The organism is Hominimerdicola alba (genome assembly GCF_900109655.1).
Classification (GTDB): domain Bacteria; phylum Bacillota; class Clostridia; order Oscillospirales; family Ruminococcaceae; genus Hominimerdicola; species Hominimerdicola alba_B.
Genome location: NZ_FOAT01000002.1, coordinates 279741 through 296916, shown reverse-complemented (window position 1 = coordinate 296916; position 17176 = coordinate 279741). Strand labels below are relative to the sequence as shown.

16 protein-coding genes and 1 pseudogene are annotated in these 17176 nt (G+C 45.4%); 5 read left to right on the top strand and 12 right to left on the bottom strand.

All coding sequences use genetic code 11. The features are described from left to right. Window positions 1-171 precede the first annotated feature (171 nt). The 4 genes and pseudogenes from BMY75_RS03550 to BMY75_RS03535 form a co-directional block, all read right to left on the bottom strand. A pseudogene (locus BMY75_RS03550) lies at window positions 172-591 on the bottom strand (GNAT family N-acetyltransferase); the annotation flags it as partial. After that, the gene (ispF, locus tag BMY75_RS03545) at window positions 591-1064 is read right to left on the bottom strand and encodes a 2-C-methyl-D-erythritol 2,4-cyclodiphosphate synthase (RefSeq protein ID WP_074829776.1); all 474 of its coding nucleotides are present in this window, start codon (window positions 1062-1064) and stop codon (window positions 591-593) included. The gene ispF and the pseudogene BMY75_RS03550, both read right to left, overlap by 1 nt. A 3-nt stretch (window positions 1065-1067) precedes the next feature. Next, the gene (locus BMY75_RS03540; RefSeq protein WP_074829773.1) at window positions 1068-2180 is read right to left on the bottom strand and encodes a bifunctional chorismate mutase/prephenate dehydratase; all 1113 of its coding nucleotides are present in this window, start codon (window positions 2178-2180) and stop codon (window positions 1068-1070) included. Window positions 2181-2368: 188 nt separating this feature from the next. Continuing rightward, window positions 2369-4015, bottom strand: coding sequence for a leucine-rich repeat domain-containing protein (locus BMY75_RS03535; protein WP_074829770.1), 1647 nt, complete (start codon window positions 4013-4015; stop codon window positions 2369-2371). A gap of 641 nt (window positions 4016-4656) precedes the next feature. On the opposite strand from BMY75_RS03535, the gene BMY75_RS03530 reads away from it, so the two are divergent. Further along, the gene (locus BMY75_RS03530; RefSeq protein ID WP_074829767.1) at window positions 4657-5499 is read left to right on the top strand and encodes a D-alanyl-D-alanine carboxypeptidase family protein; all 843 of its coding nucleotides are present in this window, start codon (window positions 4657-4659) and stop codon (window positions 5497-5499) included. 49 nt (window positions 5500-5548) lie between these two features. On the opposite strand, the gene BMY75_RS03525 is transcribed toward BMY75_RS03530, so the two are convergent. From BMY75_RS03525 to BMY75_RS03495, 7 genes are all read right to left on the bottom strand, one after another. Beyond that, entirely contained in the window at window positions 5549-5983 is a 435-nt protein-coding gene (locus BMY75_RS03525) for a chemotaxis protein CheW (RefSeq protein ID WP_074829764.1), read from the bottom strand. Next, a complete protein-coding gene (locus BMY75_RS03520; protein WP_074829762.1) occupies window positions 5976-8399 on the bottom strand; it encodes a chemotaxis protein CheA in 2424 nt (807 codons plus the stop codon). Before BMY75_RS03520 ends, BMY75_RS03525 begins: the two co-directional genes overlap by 8 nt. Window positions 8400-8429: 30 nt before the next feature. After that, entirely contained in the window at window positions 8430-8822 is a 393-nt protein-coding gene (locus tag BMY75_RS03515; RefSeq protein WP_074829759.1) for a hypothetical protein, read from the bottom strand. Between the two features lie 9 nt (window positions 8823-8831). Then, the gene (locus BMY75_RS18375) at window positions 8832-9647 is read right to left on the bottom strand and encodes a hypothetical protein (RefSeq protein ID WP_242940155.1); all 816 of its coding nucleotides are present in this window, start codon (window positions 9645-9647) and stop codon (window positions 8832-8834) included. Between the two features lie 14 nt (window positions 9648-9661). Continuing rightward, window positions 9662-11161, bottom strand: coding sequence for a PH domain-containing protein (locus tag BMY75_RS03505; RefSeq protein WP_074829756.1), 1500 nt, complete (start codon window positions 11159-11161; stop codon window positions 9662-9664). Continuing rightward, a complete protein-coding gene (locus tag BMY75_RS03500) occupies window positions 11158-11631 on the bottom strand; it encodes a PH domain-containing protein (protein WP_074829753.1) in 474 nt (157 codons plus the stop codon). Before BMY75_RS03500 ends, BMY75_RS03505 begins: the two co-directional genes overlap by 4 nt. A gap of 268 nt (window positions 11632-11899) precedes the next feature. Continuing rightward, window positions 11900-12358 carry a dockerin type I repeat-containing protein gene (locus BMY75_RS03495; protein ID WP_074829751.1) on the bottom strand — a complete coding sequence of 153 codons (459 nt, stop codon included), beginning with the start codon at window positions 12356-12358 and terminating at the stop codon, window positions 11900-11902. 298 nt (window positions 12359-12656) lie between these two features. On the opposite strand from BMY75_RS03495, the gene pta reads away from it, so the two are divergent. The 4 genes from pta (at window position 12657) to BMY75_RS03475 (ending at window position 15862) form a co-directional block, all read left to right on the top strand. Then, a complete protein-coding gene (pta, locus tag BMY75_RS03490; protein ID WP_074829748.1) occupies window positions 12657-13673 on the top strand; it encodes a phosphate acetyltransferase in 1017 nt (338 codons plus the stop codon). Between the two features lie 187 nt (window positions 13674-13860). Further along, window positions 13861-14226 (top strand): ACT domain-containing protein, encoded by a 366-nt coding sequence (locus BMY75_RS03485; RefSeq protein ID WP_013483422.1) that lies wholly within the window; start codon window positions 13861-13863, stop codon window positions 14224-14226. 61 nt (window positions 14227-14287) lie between these two features. Then, window positions 14288-15193, top strand: coding sequence for a phosphotransferase family protein (locus tag BMY75_RS03480; RefSeq protein WP_170844239.1), 906 nt, complete (start codon window positions 14288-14290; stop codon window positions 15191-15193). Between the two features lie 135 nt (window positions 15194-15328). Beyond that, window positions 15329-15862 carry a nucleoside/nucleotide kinase family protein gene (locus BMY75_RS03475; RefSeq protein WP_074829744.1) on the top strand — a complete coding sequence of 178 codons (534 nt, stop codon included), beginning with the start codon at window positions 15329-15331 and terminating at the stop codon, window positions 15860-15862. 411 nt (window positions 15863-16273) lie between these two features. Here BMY75_RS03475 and thrB read toward each other — a convergent pair whose 3' ends face one another. Further along, a complete protein-coding gene (gene thrB, locus BMY75_RS03470; protein ID WP_074829741.1) occupies window positions 16274-17167 on the bottom strand; it encodes a homoserine kinase in 894 nt (297 codons plus the stop codon). Window positions 17168-17176: the final 9 nt, after the last annotated feature.

Sequence of the window (17176 nt, the reverse complement as noted above, 5' to 3'; positions counted from 1 at the left end):
GCATCGCTTTTGCGCCTCTCGAGCTCTCCGCAAGCCTGCTAGCGCGAGGCTTGACCGCGCGCTTTGTTTCCTTGGCACTTTACTCACACTTGTTTACAAAATACACTCCATTTCAGTGCATTTCCAGTCCTCGCCATGATAGCTGTAAAAGCCCACATCTGTGCCGACGACCCTGAACCCTGCCGCGAGATAGCAGTTCATCGCCGCGGGATTGTTTTCAAAAACGCCGAGGGTTATCTTCTCAGCCTCAAGAAAATCTCGGGTGTATTCCTTTGCAAGCTCCAGCATTTTTCTGCCGAGACCCTCTCCACGCCTTTCGCTGTCAACGATGACAAAACCAAAGCGGGCAATTTTCTTTTCCTCGTCGGTAAAACGGATTATCATGTGCCCGCAGATGCCTTTTTCATCACAGGCTGTGAACTCAAAAAAGCTGTCATTATAAGCCTGCCCTGCATAATGGGCATTCAGTTCATCAGCTGTCAGCGGGAATTTTCCGAACCTGTCCGCCGACCACTGTCTGAAACCGTATTCGTCCTTTATCCAGCTGACTATCTTTTCAGCATCACAGGACTTATAAGGTCTGAAGCGCATCATACTTCTTCAAGCAGTACAACTGCCGTAGCTGATATGCCCTCGCCGCTGCCTGTAAAGCCCAGATGTTCCTCGGTAGTGGCTTTTATGGATATCTGAGAGATATCACAGCCTATGGTGTCAGCTATCTTTTCGCGCATATCCATTATGTAAGGCGCAAGCTTGGGCGACTGACAGCATATGGTCATATCGGCATTTGAGAAAACATAATTGCTGTCATCAACATATTCCATTACCCTGTCCAGCAGTTTAAGGCTGTCCGCGCCCTTGTAATCAGGGTCGGTATCAGGGAAATGCTGACCGATATCACCCAGTGCCATCGCCCCGAGAAGAGCATCCATCAGCGCGTGGACGAGAACGTCTGCATCAGAATGACCGTCGAGACCCATTTTATAGGGGATATCAACACCGCCGAGGATAAGCTTTCTTCCCTCGACAAGCCTGTGTACATCATAGCCGTGACCGATACGCATATCTTATACCTCCTTATAGTTGCCTAAGAATTTGAAATAATTCAGTTCGTGTGAAAGCTCACTGAGAAGCGTTGTGACTTCCTTTTTGCCGATATCGCCCTTGAAATCCAGATAGAACATAACATCGAAATCCGTGTTGGCTATGGGCATACTCTCTATCATGGTCATGTTCAGACCTGCCACCGAAAACTTTGTCAGCAGTCTGTAAAGGGAAGACGACTGATGTGGCAGTGCCAGGCATACCGATATGGTATCAGCATTATCCGCCTTGAAAGTTTCGTGGGATATGAGAATGAACTTGGTGTAATTCTCCGCCGCATTCTGCACACCGGTGCGGAGTATCTCCAGACCCAGTTCTTCGGCGCATTTTTCCGAACATATCGCCGCACAGGGTTCGGTGCTTTCCTTTACATAGCAAGCCGCAAGGGACGTATTCGAGAAACTGTGCGCCTTGTATGCGCCCCTGTTTATCAGGTCGGAGCACTGTCTGAGAGCCTGTTCATGTGAATATACATCGTGTATATCTTCAAGCCTTACGCCTTTTCGCGCTGCAAGGCAGTGGGATATCTTCAGCTTTGCCTGTGCGCATATCTTGAAATCGTACTGGCGCATGAGTTCATAAGTCTGCACCACAGAACCCGCAGTCGAATTGATTATGGGCAGTATGCCGAATTCAGCCGCACCTGCCGAGACTGCCTTGAATATCTCCTCAAAGCTGTCAAAGAACATGGTATCAGCGTCCTCGAAAAGCTCACTACACGCTATGTGGTTATAAGAACCGAAAGTTCCCGGTACAGCCACCCTGTGCCTGCCCGAAAGGTCAAGCCTCTTGAAAGGGATAAAACCCGTATTATCGAACATTTTGCGGTATTGCAGACATTTTGATATATCCATCATCGTCTGGAAATACACCCTTGTGGCACCTTTGAGTTCATCGGGGGCACCCTCGGTCACCTGTGCGATGACCTGCTTCTCCCTGTCCTTCTGAAAAACGGGGAGACCGTTCTCTATCTTATAATCGGCGACCTTGCCGCAAAGCTCCATGCGCTTTGTAAAAAGCTCCTGAAGCTGCTTATCTACGTCATTTATTTCAGCTCTGATATCGTTCAGATCCATATTTATCACCTGCAACACTGTATTTTCACCCCTTATTTTACCACATTTCAAAGAATTTTGCAATAGTTTTGTCCCAATTTAGATATCCGTCCGAATAAATAATCATGGCTATCCCTTTAGCAATACTATAATAGAAAAGACAGGTATCCTATCGCGGATAACTGTCTTTTGCTTTGTTATCATATTTATTATTTAACAGTGACGCTGAAACTGCGGCTGTTGATGGCTGTTGTATCCCACTCGCCGTTGACCTTGGCGCAGATCACCATTTCGGCTATGCTGCCCGGTCTCAGTTTGGGAGAGGTGAAAGAAGTCTTGTTGGTACAGGTATGTACTTTCCACTTGCCCGCGATCTTAACTGCAACTCCGTACTCTTCAGCACCCTTAACAGCGTTCCAGGTCAGTCTGAACTGGTGGAACTCCTCGTTGTATTCTATATCTGTTACCGTTGGGTACTTGTAAACAGGAGCATTAGGTGTAACGGTTATCGCGTCCGAAAAATTAGTATACCACTCGCCATTAAACATTGAGATGACAGCGACCCTGTATTTAGAGCTTGGTTCCAGACCACACAGTTTGTATGTATTTTCTGTTGTCTTTTCGACAATGACCCACTCTTCGTTTACATTAACTACGATCGCATATTTTTCTGCTTTTTCGACCTGTCCCCAGCTGAGCGTGACACAGCATTCACCGGGAACGGCTGTTGGCATCGGATTAACTTTATCGTCAAGAAGTGTGTAGGACAAATTGTTCTGTTTAGCATACTTCTCGCCGGCAGTTCCTTTATAGCAGCGGATCTTGAAATTTTGGATCCTGCCGCTGTCATTATAACCGAAAGCCTTGTCACCAATGCTTGTAACATTTTCGGGGATAGTTACGCTTAAAAGTTTTGTACAGGATCTAAAAGCATTCTTGCCAATGCTTATAGAGCGGTTCGGGATATTTATGTCGGAAAGAGCTGTACAGTTTTGGAAAGCATTCGCTCCAATGCTAGTAACGCTGTCAGGGATAGTTACACTCGATAGACTTGTGCAGTTTAGGAAAGCATTACCGTTGATTTTTGTAACGCCGTTCGGGATAGTTATGCTCTTAAGCCTTGAACAGTTATAGAAAGCATCATTGCATATTTCTTTAACGCTGTTCGGTATAGTTATGCTTTTAAGGCTCGAACAGTTAGAGAATTCATTGCCGCCAATGCTCTTAAGGGTGTCGGGGAGAGTTACTTGTTCAAGACTTTTGCAGCCCATGAAAGCACCGTACCAGAGGTAAGTAACGCCGTTCGGGATAGTTATGCTTTTAAGACTCGAACAGTCTTTGAAAGCCTCCGAGTCAAAACTCTTAACGCTGTCGGGTATAGTTATGCTTGAAAGATTTGTACAGCCCTCGAAAACATTGTTGTCGATGCCTGTAACACCATCGGGGATAGTAACAGTTGAAAGATTTTTACAGTACCTGAAAGCACATTCGCCAATGTACTTAACTCCGTTTGGTATGGTTATGCTTGTAAGATTTGTACAGCTATTGAAAGCAAAGCTGCCTATCTTTGTAACGCCTTCCTCAATGACTGCTTTTTTTATGAAGTTGCTATATTTGGCCCACGGTTGTTTTACTGTACTCCAATAATTCGCCATCTCTCCAGTTCCGCTGATAGTCAGTGTACCCTCATCATCGAGAGTCCAGGTCACCTTCGCACCGCAGGTGCCGCTTGCTTTGGTCACTGCCGCACTTGCAATGAGATCAAAATTCAGATCAGCCGCATTTCCAAGTGTAGCTCCACCGCCCGAAAGAACAAGCATTGATGCCACAACTCCGCATATGATTTGTTTTTTCATAAGATCGCCTTCCTATTTTTTAATCTGACAATCCCTTTACCACACCACTTAAAATGTCGATTCGACAGGGATATATTATGCTGACATTATCTTCCCCCCGCCGCTGGCGGGGGGAAGATAACCGCCAAACTCTCATTATATTCCTTTAAACGATGTTTAGTCAGGTGTGTCAGTGGGATAACCATATTTTTTAATAAAATTGATAGTTGATGGATCACTAAACAAATATTTTAACACATTGCTATTATAGCACATACATACCGAAAAAACAATAGCTTGAGAAAAATCAATTTTTATTATTGCTATCCATTTAGCGCACAACTTCATCCCCCTATAATATTGTATAGAATGGTGTGTCAGCGGGATAGACCTATTTTATATTATTGAAAAAGCAATTATTGACATAGATATCGATATAGTGTATAATATATCCAAACAAGCGCAGACACAGTGTTTTCGCGGTATAACGCTTTAAAGGAGCAGATACCGTGCCGAGCTGCATATGCCCAAATGCGGCGGCGACCTGCTTTGCAGTTATTGCGATTTCAAATGCGCATCCCGCAGGATCTAGACATCACAAAAAAAGGACAAACCGGTACAACACCCCGCAAGGGAAAAATCTGATAATGGAGGCATAGACTATGAAAAAAGGAACAAAACTCATCATCTCGGCGGCTGCGGCTGTTACAGCTGCGGTCATCGCAGGCACCATGTGTGCATTTGCGGCAAAAGCGGGCAACGGCGATGTCAATGGCGATGGCAAGGTCAACATCACCGATATAACCCTCACTGCGGCATTTGTCAAGGGCAAGAGGATGCTTTCTGATAAAGCGCTGGCAGCGGCAGATGTAAACGGCGACGGCTCCGTAAACAATACGGACATCACAAGGCTCGCAGCCTTTGTAAAAGGAAAACGAAATCTCGATGGTTCCGAGTTTGCGCCGACAGGCCCTGTTATCGAAGTAAAGAACGGAGTTACATACGTTGACGGCATACTCGTTGTAAACAAGAGCTACGCTCTGCCCCAGAATTACGGCAACGGACTTACAGCGGAGACCCAGAAAGCGTTCAACAATATGCAGGCTGCCGCATGGAACGACGGCATATCCCTAAATATATGCTCGGGATTCAGAAGCTACTCATATCAGAGCCAGCTTTACTGGAGCTACGTGAACAGAGACGGTCAGTGGGCGGCTGATACCTACTCCGCAAGACCGGGACACTCCGAGCACCAGACAGGACTTGCCATAGATATCAACAATGCAAGCACATCTTTCAACGGCACCCGCGAAGCCAAATGGATAGCCGCACACTGCGCCGATTACGGATTCATACTGCGCTATCCCTACGGCAAAGAGGACAAGACAGGCTTCATGTACGAATCCTGGCACGTAAGATACGTCGGTAAAGACCTGGCAAGAAAGATAACCGATTCGGGTCTCTGCCTTGAAGAATACCTGGGCATAGATTCCTACTATCACTGATACATATAATAAACGGACGAAACGCAGAATGCTTTCCGTCCGTGTTTTTTTATGTCCTTGCAACAGCCTCGGGGTCGAGTATGGATATCTTCGGCTTGTCTTCGCGGATAACGAAGCCCTTTACCAACCCGTTATCCACAGGAGAACGGGCTATCATATCGGAAGTGACGTTTTCAACATCGCTGACCCTGTCCACCACCAGACCGCACTGCATGGTGTTGACCTCGATAACGATAACACAGCTTCTGTCATCGTACTCCCCCTGAGGAAGTCCCATGCGAAGCCTGAGATCCATAACAGGCACAGCCTTACCGCGGTGATTCATCAGCCCCAGAACATAGGGCGGAGCTGTGGGTATCAGGGTAAATTCGGGCATCTCGATGATATCCGCAACGCTGAGTATGTAAAATCCGTAATGCTCTCCACCTACGGTAAAGGTCAGCAGCTGACCGCCGTTATCAAGAAGTTCGTAAATATCAGCCATTAGCAGCCTCCTCCCCTGTTTCACCGCCCAGCAATGAGAACATATCGAGTATTATGGTCATACTGCCGTCACCAAGTATAGAACAGCCCGCAAGACCCGCTTCTTTCAGGTGAAGTCCGTCAAGCAGCGGCGAGAAAGGCTTTACCACCACCTGCTGATCGCATACTATCCTGTCCGCCAGCAGTACGGCTTCAAAAGCGCCTTCGCGGCAGTATATGCAAATGCCCTTTGTGGGGTCGGTTATGTCAGTTTCCAGCTGAAGCTTTTCACCCAGCCTTACCAGCGGCAGACACTTGTCCCTGAGATATACGAACTCATTGCCGTCAGGGTCGGTGATAACACTTTCCGACTTGCAGGAGAATGCTTCTCTTACCGACAATGCAGGTATGGATATACTGCTGCTGCCTATCTCAACACTCAGCACATCGACGATAGAAAGGGACAGGGGTATCCTTATGGTAAAGGTACTGCCCTTGCCCAGTTTTGAGTTGACTGTCAGCTTTCCGCCCACCTTTTCGATATTCTGCTTTACAACGTCCATGCCCACGCCGCGGCCGCTGTACTGGGTAACTGTTTCGTTGGTAGAAAAACCTGCGGCAACAACAAAATTGAATATCTCCCTTTCGGTGTACTCGCTCTCTGGCTTTGTCAGCAAACCATTCTTCTTCGCCTTTGCCATTATCTTAGTGGCGTCCATGCCCGCGCCGTTATCCTTGCAGGATATCACAACTTCATTGGATTCATACCCCGCACTCAGGGTAACAGTAGGCGGATTTTTCTTGCCGGAAGCCGCGCGTACCTCGGGAGTTTCTATACCATGGTCAACAGCGTTCCTGACGATGTGCATCAGCGGGTCGCCAAGCATATCGATTATGGATTTATCAACCTCGGTATCCTCGCCCCTGAAAACCAGATTGGCATTCTTTTTCAGCGTGTTGTTCATATCGCGGACTACCCTGTTCATCTTCTGGAAAGCCGTCGATACTGGCACCATTCTCAGAGACATTACAACGTCCTGTAATTCGTCCGTAAGCTTTTTCAGCTCACGTGAGGATTTGTTGAAGCGGTCAAGCTTGGTCTCCAGTCCCCTGAGGTCGGGAGAGGAAGTTACCGCACTTTCAGCGATAACTATCTCCGAAACAAGGTCTAGGAGCTTATCAAGCTTTTCCAGCTTGACAGTAAGCATACTCTGCTCTTTTTTCTGAGCCTTGGCTGCGGGCTTCGGGGACTGATCGGCAGGCGCTTTTGGCTCTTCCTGATCTTCAGCGGGAACTTCCGCTGTGGATGTGCTCTCGGCTTTTGGTGCTTCTTTTGCTAAGTCGTTCTTATCGACCCTGCCAGCGCTTTCAACATTGATACCGCTTTGGAGCATCTTCTCAACAGCGGAGGTATCGTCTGTGATAAGTTTTATGTAAAGACCGTTTTTCTTGATGGCATCATCAGCATCATCACCGTCCATGTCAGGCGGAACAGTGCGGCATACCTCGGATACCGCCCCCAGCTTTCTCAGCAGTACTATCGCCCTTGCCGATGGCATAGCACAGCTTTCGCTGTATGTTACCCTGTATGTCAGAAGTTCTTCACCGTCATCTGGCAGAAATATTCCCTCGGGGATATGCACCGCAGGCTTGACAGCACTTCCCTTTCCGCCCGATGCAGATCTCAGTTTGTCTTTGGTAAACAGCTCAAAGTTTTCAACATTCAGCGCCGAAGAAAGTACCTTTTCAACAGCATTGCGGTCATCGGTAACAAGCTTTATGTAAAGCCCCGCGCTCTTTATCTGACCATCTGCATTATCATCGTCCATATCCGCAGGAATAGTCCTGCAAACCTCTGCAAAAGCCCCCAGCTTGCGTATCAGCACTATCGCCCTTGCAGACGGCATCTGGCAGGCATCGTCATAGATGAGCTTGTATGTCAGCATATCCGCAGGCTCGTTCTCATCAAAGATATCGGCAGGAACGTCAGCGCTCTGTTCATCAACGACTCCGCCCTCGCCCTTGAAAAACGCTGCCAACTCGTGTATCTTCCCGATCATCTCGGAAAAATCGGTAAGCGGTATATCCTCATCGGTAAGATTTTCTAGCTCGGCTTTCAGGGCATCACTGCTTTTGTAAAGCAGGTCGAACAGCGCCGCCTTGTCCGTGCGTACATAGGTCTTCTCGCGTATTATGAAAAACATATCCTCCATCGCATGGGCAAGGGTAGACATATTCTGTAAGCCCATCATCGCCGCCGAACCCTTTATCGTATGCATGGTACGGAATATCTCAGCGATGTCGCTCTCTTCTATCATGGATATCTCTTCCGCCTGTTCGGCACGCATGAGTATCTCGTCAAGGTTTTCAAGCAGTTCGCCCGTTTCAAACAAAAAGGTATCGACCATGCTTTCCATGCTCTCATCAAATTTTGGCATATACTATCACCACCCGTTTTTCAGATGTTTTTATATCGAATCAAAGAATCTCTCTGCGTATATCTCCTGCGCTCTGCTGTCGGGGAATATATCCGCTCCCGCAGGGTCGAATATCCCCACTGCGTTTTTCATCGATGGCTTTTCACCTAGCTTCACAAGATACACCCTGTCGCTTCCCGCCATCATGCCTGACTGCAAAGCGTTCACCAGCGCACCTGCACAGCACATACCGTACCCCGCCGAGAGAAGAACGTCCCTCAGCTTTCTGAAAGCTGTAAGATAGTCCTCATCCTCACCGACGAATATCTTGCCGTCCATCTGTGCAGAAAACTTTATCGTTTCGCCGTTATCGTCCTCTTTTACAACGATATCAGAAAAAGTACCGTCTGCAAGTTTTTTCAGCTTAACAGGATATTCTTCCATAGTCCCCTCCTAGTCCGTGGCAGATGCGGCTATAACTACAAATCTGCCAATCGTTCTGTCATATATGGTATAATACATAGAGCCCCACCATTCATTCCCGTCGTCAAAATATTCCGACCAGTCATGGCTCCAGCTGTATATCTCGGTGTCCTGTACCCCTTTCGGGAACAGCATGGAGTTTATGCGCCTGAAATCATCGACATTATAGTGAGAACCATAGGGCGGGTCGATAAAAGCGCGGTAGTATCTGCACTTCTGTAGGAAATCAGGGCCGCCGAAGAATTCTTCCGTACTGACAGCTTCACACTTCATCATATCCGTAGCATAGCTCAGCGCATATCCATCGTCTGCCACGCTTAAACTGTTAAACATCTCCATAGCGAACAGCGCCGCATTTCTGTGAGACCTTTCGCCCTCATAATGCTCATGGCTCTTCATGATAAAATACTCTATAACACTTTCATCATAGCCCTTATAGACCTTTTCAAAAGATTCATCTCTTATGAGGGTCATGCCTTTGCTTTTTTCAAGCTGTGGAGTGACATCTTCCTTTTTAACCTCGAACCATGTTTCTCCGTCTTCGCTCTCAACATCATCGGGGTATCTTGTATCGATAACATAATAGCTGTCATGTTCTTCCTTGATAAAGCACCTCACCACGCCCTCCCGAGGGCAGGTATCGTCCGTATCATCATAAGCGAATATAGGCAGTTTATCTTTAAAAACGTGTATATTCCCAAAGCGGTCGGTGAGTTCTGCTTCCGCCCACATGGGGTATGTGCCATAATCGGTTATCTTTGTTATAATGAGTTTAGCCTCCGCCATATCTTATCCTCATATCATATATTTTCCAGCAGACCCGCTTTCTGCATGGCACAGGTCAGCTTCTCGTAATTCAGTCCCTTTACCACATGGCAGCTTGAACCCTCTGCCGAAGTGTACACATAAAGGTGACAAGTCCCGTTCATCCGCTGAAAAGGGTTTCTCCTAATCATTATCTTGCTTATCCTGTCTATCCTGACAGAAGCCCTGTGAAAGCGGTAGAATCTGCAATAAGAAAGCATACAGTGTCCGCCCTCAAAGCCCACCGCCGTGTGGAATGCCGCATTGACCTTTACTATCACCAGCCACACCAGCGGCACAACGGATATCACCGCCAGATTTGTCAGAGCGCTCTTCCAGTCAGGGATAGTTTTTATCACCATCTCAAAGCGCGGTATCAGCCTGCAAAGGAATTCATATAACGCTCCCGGCAGAAGACATATCAAAAGCGGCAAAGTCACAAATCTCCTGATATCTCCCCAGCCTGTGCGCACATCGTATCCCACAGAGGGCATATTCGGCATAAGCAGTCTTACGGAAGTCTCCGCCGATATAGTGGTAGTTATTGGCACCAGCGCCGAAAGTTCCAGTCTGCGCTTGCCGTAGCCCGTGCAGTGCAGCTGCACCGAACATATGCCGAAAAGCTTCATGAACATGGACTGCTGATAATCGATATAATTTATCCTCTCGCGCATTATGATATGCCGCCGCTTTGTACCCTTGCCGCTGCTTATCAGCAGCATATCCGCACACCGCGTACAGCTGAATCCCCAGTGCCGCAAAAGGTTTGATATAAAAGATACAAACCAGCTGCCAGCTACCACCAGCGCCGCAACTATCAGATACTTGGGTATATGCAGTGTCATTTTTTCCAGCTGAGTATTCACCTTTGCCAGAAATTCTTCCTCTATCTCACGCCCGACTATCCTGTACGCCTGATATATAAAGGTCAGAGTAAGCAGCATACCCGAAAGTGTGGAAGAAAAAAGCAGCGAAAATATCAACAGACTTCTCTTCTGAGTGTTGAAAATGTACTTCGGCTTGTTGCGGCATCGCTGCGTGGCAAGCTCGTATATCCTGAATGCCTGTTTCTGGCTGATATCAAGCCGTATATCCGTGTTCTGTATGCTTTTTGCATCCGTATCGATATATACCGTACACGCTCCCAAAAACCTGAATATATACCCCTGACACAGTGACATTGAAGACATCTCGCTGAAATACACCTGTGTCTTTTCAATGCCGAAATAACCCGTGTGAGCGATTATGCTGTCTTCTTCTATCTCGAAGTATATGAACACCCAACGCAGTATGCCGTATCCGAATATCACCGAAAGGGTAAGTATATCCACCCAGTTGGTCTTTACCCAGCTTTGAAAATCGAACTGTGTCGCGATAAGGTATTTTGCAAGAGGTATCAGCAGAAGCCAGAGATACTTTGCGATATACATTATGATCTTTACAGGGTGCTGCCGCCGCCTGAAAAACCCGCGTATGCCCTTGTATTCGTCTTTCATTCCTCTATCCTGCTCCTGATGGAATTGTTTACCAGATTCATTATCTCCTCAGCATCCCGCCTGTTTAAAAAAGGTATCACCAGCCGTGAACCCAGAGCGTTGAGTATTATGAAATTCATACCCGTCAGCCTGCCCAGAGGGAGCAGTATGCAGGTAACAGATTTCACCGCCGAGGTCAGCATGAACTGCTTTGAAGTGATAAAAAGCCCGCTTTGGGCGGTAATCTCCTTATCCGATACAGTGTAGCCCGCCTTATGGAAATAAAATGGCAGCACAAGCACAGCGAAAAGCGCCGCAATGACCCACAAAGGCAGCAATACATAGTAATCCGCAAAACTGCTGTGTATATGGGCGTACTTCTCCATAAGGTCAAGCACCAAGTTCAGCGCGAACCTGATGAAAAAAAGTATAGCACCCAGCAGCGCATATATAAGCGCCAGCGGTCTTTTTGAAAGCTTGTAGATCTTCATATCCTCTGCTCCTAAGTTATGGTAAATGTATACTTTTATGGTTTTTCCCGCCTGTGCCGACAGTTATACATATTAAGTATAACACATTTCAACCTGCTTTACAAGTACAAAAGCAAAAATAATTCACAATTTATAATTTTTATTTCGCTATTTTCGACACAAATACATATGCGTTAGTTTTTCGCTTCCTCTTTGATGTTTATTAAACAACAAAAAAGCCATGCATTAAAGCATGGCTTTTCAAATCTCAGGAGAGCCCTACGGATAATTAGTGAACACCCCAAGTTAAAGTCTTATCGAGAGTTCTCTTTCCTTTTAAGTGTGCTGCAAGAATAACAATATCTGTAACATTAACTTTTCCATCAAAGTTTATATCACCAAAGTGTGAGATAAAATCTTTTTCATAAAACGTAGCACCGCCATTTCCAAGCACCAGAATCGGCATGTTTCCGTGATAGTACTCGGCTGGAGCGCCCTTGACATAAGCGGTCAAACGTCTAAAGTCCTCATCGTCCAAAGTACCATTTCTATTTAAATCACCACGCAAATGTTTTATTTCATAATGACTTGATTTTTCGTTCCATGTTATATTGAGTCCATCCTTTTTGAATAAGATGGGCTTTTTATCCCAATAATCAGCACTTGCAGTAATTCCGCTAGATATCATAGTAACAGCAGAAACCGCTGCCATCGCGAGTGAGATGATTCTTTTTTTCATTGTTTTCATTTGTCTTTCCTACTTTCTTTCAAAAAATATTTCAATGATATACATGGTATCACTCATTATTATATATTTGAGCTTCATATCATTGTATTTTTATTATACATCTAATTGTGAGATTTGTCAATATATTAACCATTTTATTGTAGACAAGCCACAATTTATTTAACACAACACCCGCGCAACTGCCAAAAATTATGAATTGTTAATTATGAATTATGAATTACCAAAGGGGTTGAAATATTACGGAAAGTGTGTTATAATCATAAAGTAAATTTTGATTTTCTCATGGAGGTTTAAAATTATGGGAATGTTTGATAAGCTGATAGCTAATCTCAAGGCTGAAAAGAAAACTATCGTATTCACCGAGGGCAGCGATGCCCGTATACTCAACGCTGCTGACAGACTTCTGAAAGAGGGTCTGATGGGCGTTATCCTCTGCGGCAATGTTGACGATGTAAAGTCCGCTGCAAAGGCTGGCGGCTTCAATATCGACGCGGCTGAGATACTCGACCCCGAGACTTATCCCGAGATGGACGCTCTCGTTGCACAGATGGTAGAGCTGAGAAAGGGCAAAATGACCGAGGAAGAAGTTAGAGCTGCACTGAAGAAGTCCAACTACTTCGGCACAATGCTGGTAAAGGCTGGCAAGGCTGACGCTCTGCTGGGCGGCGCTACCTATTCTACCGCTGATACAGTAAGACCTGCTCTCCAGATCATCAAGACCAAGAAGGGCAGCAATCTGGTAAGCTCCTCCTTCATCCTTTTCAGAGAAAAGGACGGCAAGGAAGAGAAGATAGCTATGGGCGACTGCGCTATCAACCTGGGCTATACCGACAGACTTGACAAGGAAGGCAACGTAGTTCTCTCCGCTGCAAGACAGCTGGGTGAGGTCGCAGTTGAGACTGCAAGAACAGCTGCATACTTCGGCATTGACCCCAAGGTAGCTGTACTGAGCTTCTCCACCTACGGTTCAGGCAAGGGCGGCACTGTTCAGCTGAGCCACGATGCAGTTATCGAGGCTAAGAACATCGATCCCGAGCTGGTTATCGACGGCGAGTTCCAGTTCGACGCTGCTGTATCCGCAGAAGTTGCTAAGACAAAGTGCCCCGACAGCAAGGTCGCAGGTCAGGCTAACACATTCATCTTCCCCCTCATCGAGGCAGGCAACATCGGCTACAAGATCGCTCAGAGACTTGGCGGCTATGAGGCTTACGGTCCTATCCTCCAGGGTCTGAACGCTCCTATCAACGACCTCTCCAGAGGCTGCAACGCTGATGAAGTTTACAAGATGGCTATCATCACCGCAGGCATGGCTTGATAGTAAAGCAGTATAATTACCCCAAAAACAGTCCCAGCCATAAAGGGCAGCGCTGATTTAGATGTTTTTCGCCATAGTATTTCCGATGTCAGGTCAGAAGTACTATGGCGTTTTTATTGACAGTGCTGAGATGCTGTGATATAATTGTTACTAACATAAATCGGAATTTAGGAGGGGGAACGGACAAATGGAACTGAAAAGAATTGAGTATGATCTGACTGTTTGCAAAGTAAAGGATATATCAGATATAGATATGACCGCAAATTTTTATTTTATTGGAAAAACGGATGAAGAATTATCCTTGGTTTGCAAAACAGAAGATGTTCCGGCAGAAACCATTGAACGGGATGACGGTTGGAAAGGCTTTCGTATTCAGGGAATACTTGATTTTTCGTTGATAGGTATCTTATCAAAGCTGTCAGGCATCCTCGCTGAACATAAAATAGGTATCTTTGCAGTATCAACATTCAATACAGATTATATTCTTGTGAAGAAAGAAAACTATAATAGAGCTTTAGAAGTCTTAGCTTCTGAAGGATATAGAATAGTTTAAATTCTGATTTAGGAGAACAGACATGAAAATATAAATCGGAGTTTATAGGCAGGTGCTTAGATTGGACGATAACATTATATCCAAATTATGCAAAAAGTGTTTTTCTGAAATTCCACAATCAATTGAACGATGTTCGGTAGGACAAGGCAACTATGTCTTTATTGTTCAATTAACTGATACAACGTATGTCATTCGGTGCAGTCCCGAAAAGAACGCTTACAATGATACAGTATATTGGTTGGAGAAATTGGCATTTATAGAAATACCTATCCCTAAAATCGTTGCCAAAGGCGTATTTGAAGATACCGAATATATTATCCTTACATATTTTGAAGGAAAGGATATCGGACTTGTATATTCACTTCTTAGTGATGAGGATAAGAGGACTATTGCAAGTGAAATTGTGTGCATTCAGGAGCGTGTCGCAGCATTGGAATTAGAAGATATTCCTTCCGAATGGACATGGCACTCCGAAATTAATTATATGCTTGACCGAGCTGAAGAGCGTATTGCGGCAAACGAATATTTTGATATTGAAAAAGTAGATAGACTTCGCAAATCAGCAATAGCTTTAGATAAGTATTTTGACAGAATAGAGCCAATAGCATATTTAGATGATGTAAGCACTAAAAATCTATTGATACATGACGGGCATATATCCGGGATAGTTGATATAGATTGGATAGGCATCGGAGATAGCCTTACTTATGTTGCACTAACAAACATTGCTCTCCTGAACATGGGATATGATACAGATTATGTAAAATACATTCTGAAAGAAATGAATCTGAGCAGTATTCAGAAAAAAGCATTTTTGTTTTATTCACTTATGTACTGTGTTGATTTTATGGGCGAGCGCGGAATGCATTTTACGGATAAGTATATAGAGGTAAACGAACAAATTATTGACAGACTTAACAGTATCTATGACTTGCTATGGAAAGAATTTGAGGAACACAGTCATTGAAATATAGTGATAAATTCTGATTTATTTCACTACTTACAGACCCGCCGTCACACAAAACTTTAATGCTCCGCTTACCAATAATAGGCGGATACGAGCCGCCCGCCCGAGGGCAAATTCTGATTTAGGAGAGCAAACATGAAAATAATAGCGATCGGAGCCGTCACAGCAGGCGGAAAAACAACTGTTGTAAACGCATTAAAAGCCAGACTTCCAAGAACAGCATCGCTTCACTTTGATGATTATACATTCGACGGAGAACCCGATGATCTTACCCAATGGGTATCGAAAGGCGAAGAATTTTATAATGTATGGGACTTATCACCATTAAAAGCAGATGTTGAAAAGATCATCAACAGCGAAGAATACGATTATCTGCTGCTGGATTATCCATTTGCATATCAGAATAAAATGATGAAAGACTATCTCGACTGCTGTATATTTATTGATACGCCGTTAGATATCGCAATGGCACGAAGAGTGCTCAGAGATATGAAAGATGCTTCTGCGGATGATATTCGCAATGAAATGAATACCTATCTGAAATTTGCAAGACCTTGTTATATTGATATGCTGACAGAAATTTTGCCGGACTCTGACTATGTGATCGATGGTGCAAAAGAACTTGAAACAATTATCAATGAAGCAATTGAGATCATTTTAAAATGCTAGATCCTGATATATCTTAGCAGGCAAATACAATGCCCCGAAGCACTTTGAAATGCTTCGGGGCTAAACTTCTTTATGGCTGTTTTGGAATAATGATGCAGTCATAGGTATCATGAGGTCATCGTGCTTTTACGAAGCGATACGAAAATATACGAACGTATACGAGATCATACGATCGTATACTTTGCAGTATAAATCAATCTGACTATCCCTTTACCACACCATTTAAAATGCTGTATCGACAGGGACATATTATGTTGACGTTATCTTTTCCCCCGCCGCAGGCGGGGGAAAAGATAACTGCCGTACTCTCATTATATTCCGTCGTTCGCTGTTAAGTCAGGCGTGTCAGCGGAATAAACATATAATGATAATGCGGTCGCATACGATGGGATGCGACCGCATATTTTCGTATCATGAATCTATCAGAACAGTGCCGTCGTTATCGATGGCAAGCTCCTTTACCTGCCAGCCGCCAAGTCCCGCATTGTCCAGCGAGAACTTCATCTTGCCCGCAAAGTACTGGTTTTCAACATCAACTATCGACATCACGGTAGGACCCGCGCCGCTTATGTAGCTCGCATACGCACCGTGAGTGTAGGCGATATCAAATACTTCCCTGCAACCGGGGATAAGCTCCATTCTGTAAGGCTGATGAAGCTTGTCATGAACCGCCGTCCGCAGATTCTCAAACTTGCCTGTCAGCAAAGAAGCCGAAAACAGCGCCGCTCTCGAAAGATTGTACACAGCGTCCTTGTGAGATACCTCCTTGGGCAGACAAGCACGGGCTTCCTCGGTCTTCAGTTCAAAATCAGGTATCATAGCCACAAATTTCAGCTTTGTGTATACCTCCTGCTTTACCCAGTGGACTTTCCTGCCATCGAACACCGCCGTAACTATACCGCCCAGCAATGCAGGTGCAGTGTTGTCGGGATGACCCTCTATCTGCGCCGCAAGGTCAACAAGGTCGTCCTTTGTCAGCGGGTCGCCAAGCATCTTGTTAGCACCCACAAGTCCCGCGATTATGCAGGCAGAAGACGAACCCAGTCCTCTCGCCATGGGGATATTGTTGGTCTGACGAAGTTTCAGACCCTCCAGCTTCTTACCGCATACGGCATACAAGTCCTTAGCGGAAAGATATATCAGATTTCTCTCATCACAGGGAACTGCGATATCATCAGATGAAGCGATATCGATAACATCGCTCTCCTCCATCTCAACATAGTTGTAGTAATTCAGCGCAAGTCCCAGCGCATCAAAGCCCGCACCAAGGTTAGCCGAGGTGGCGGGTATCTTAATGTTTATCATTTTACTTCC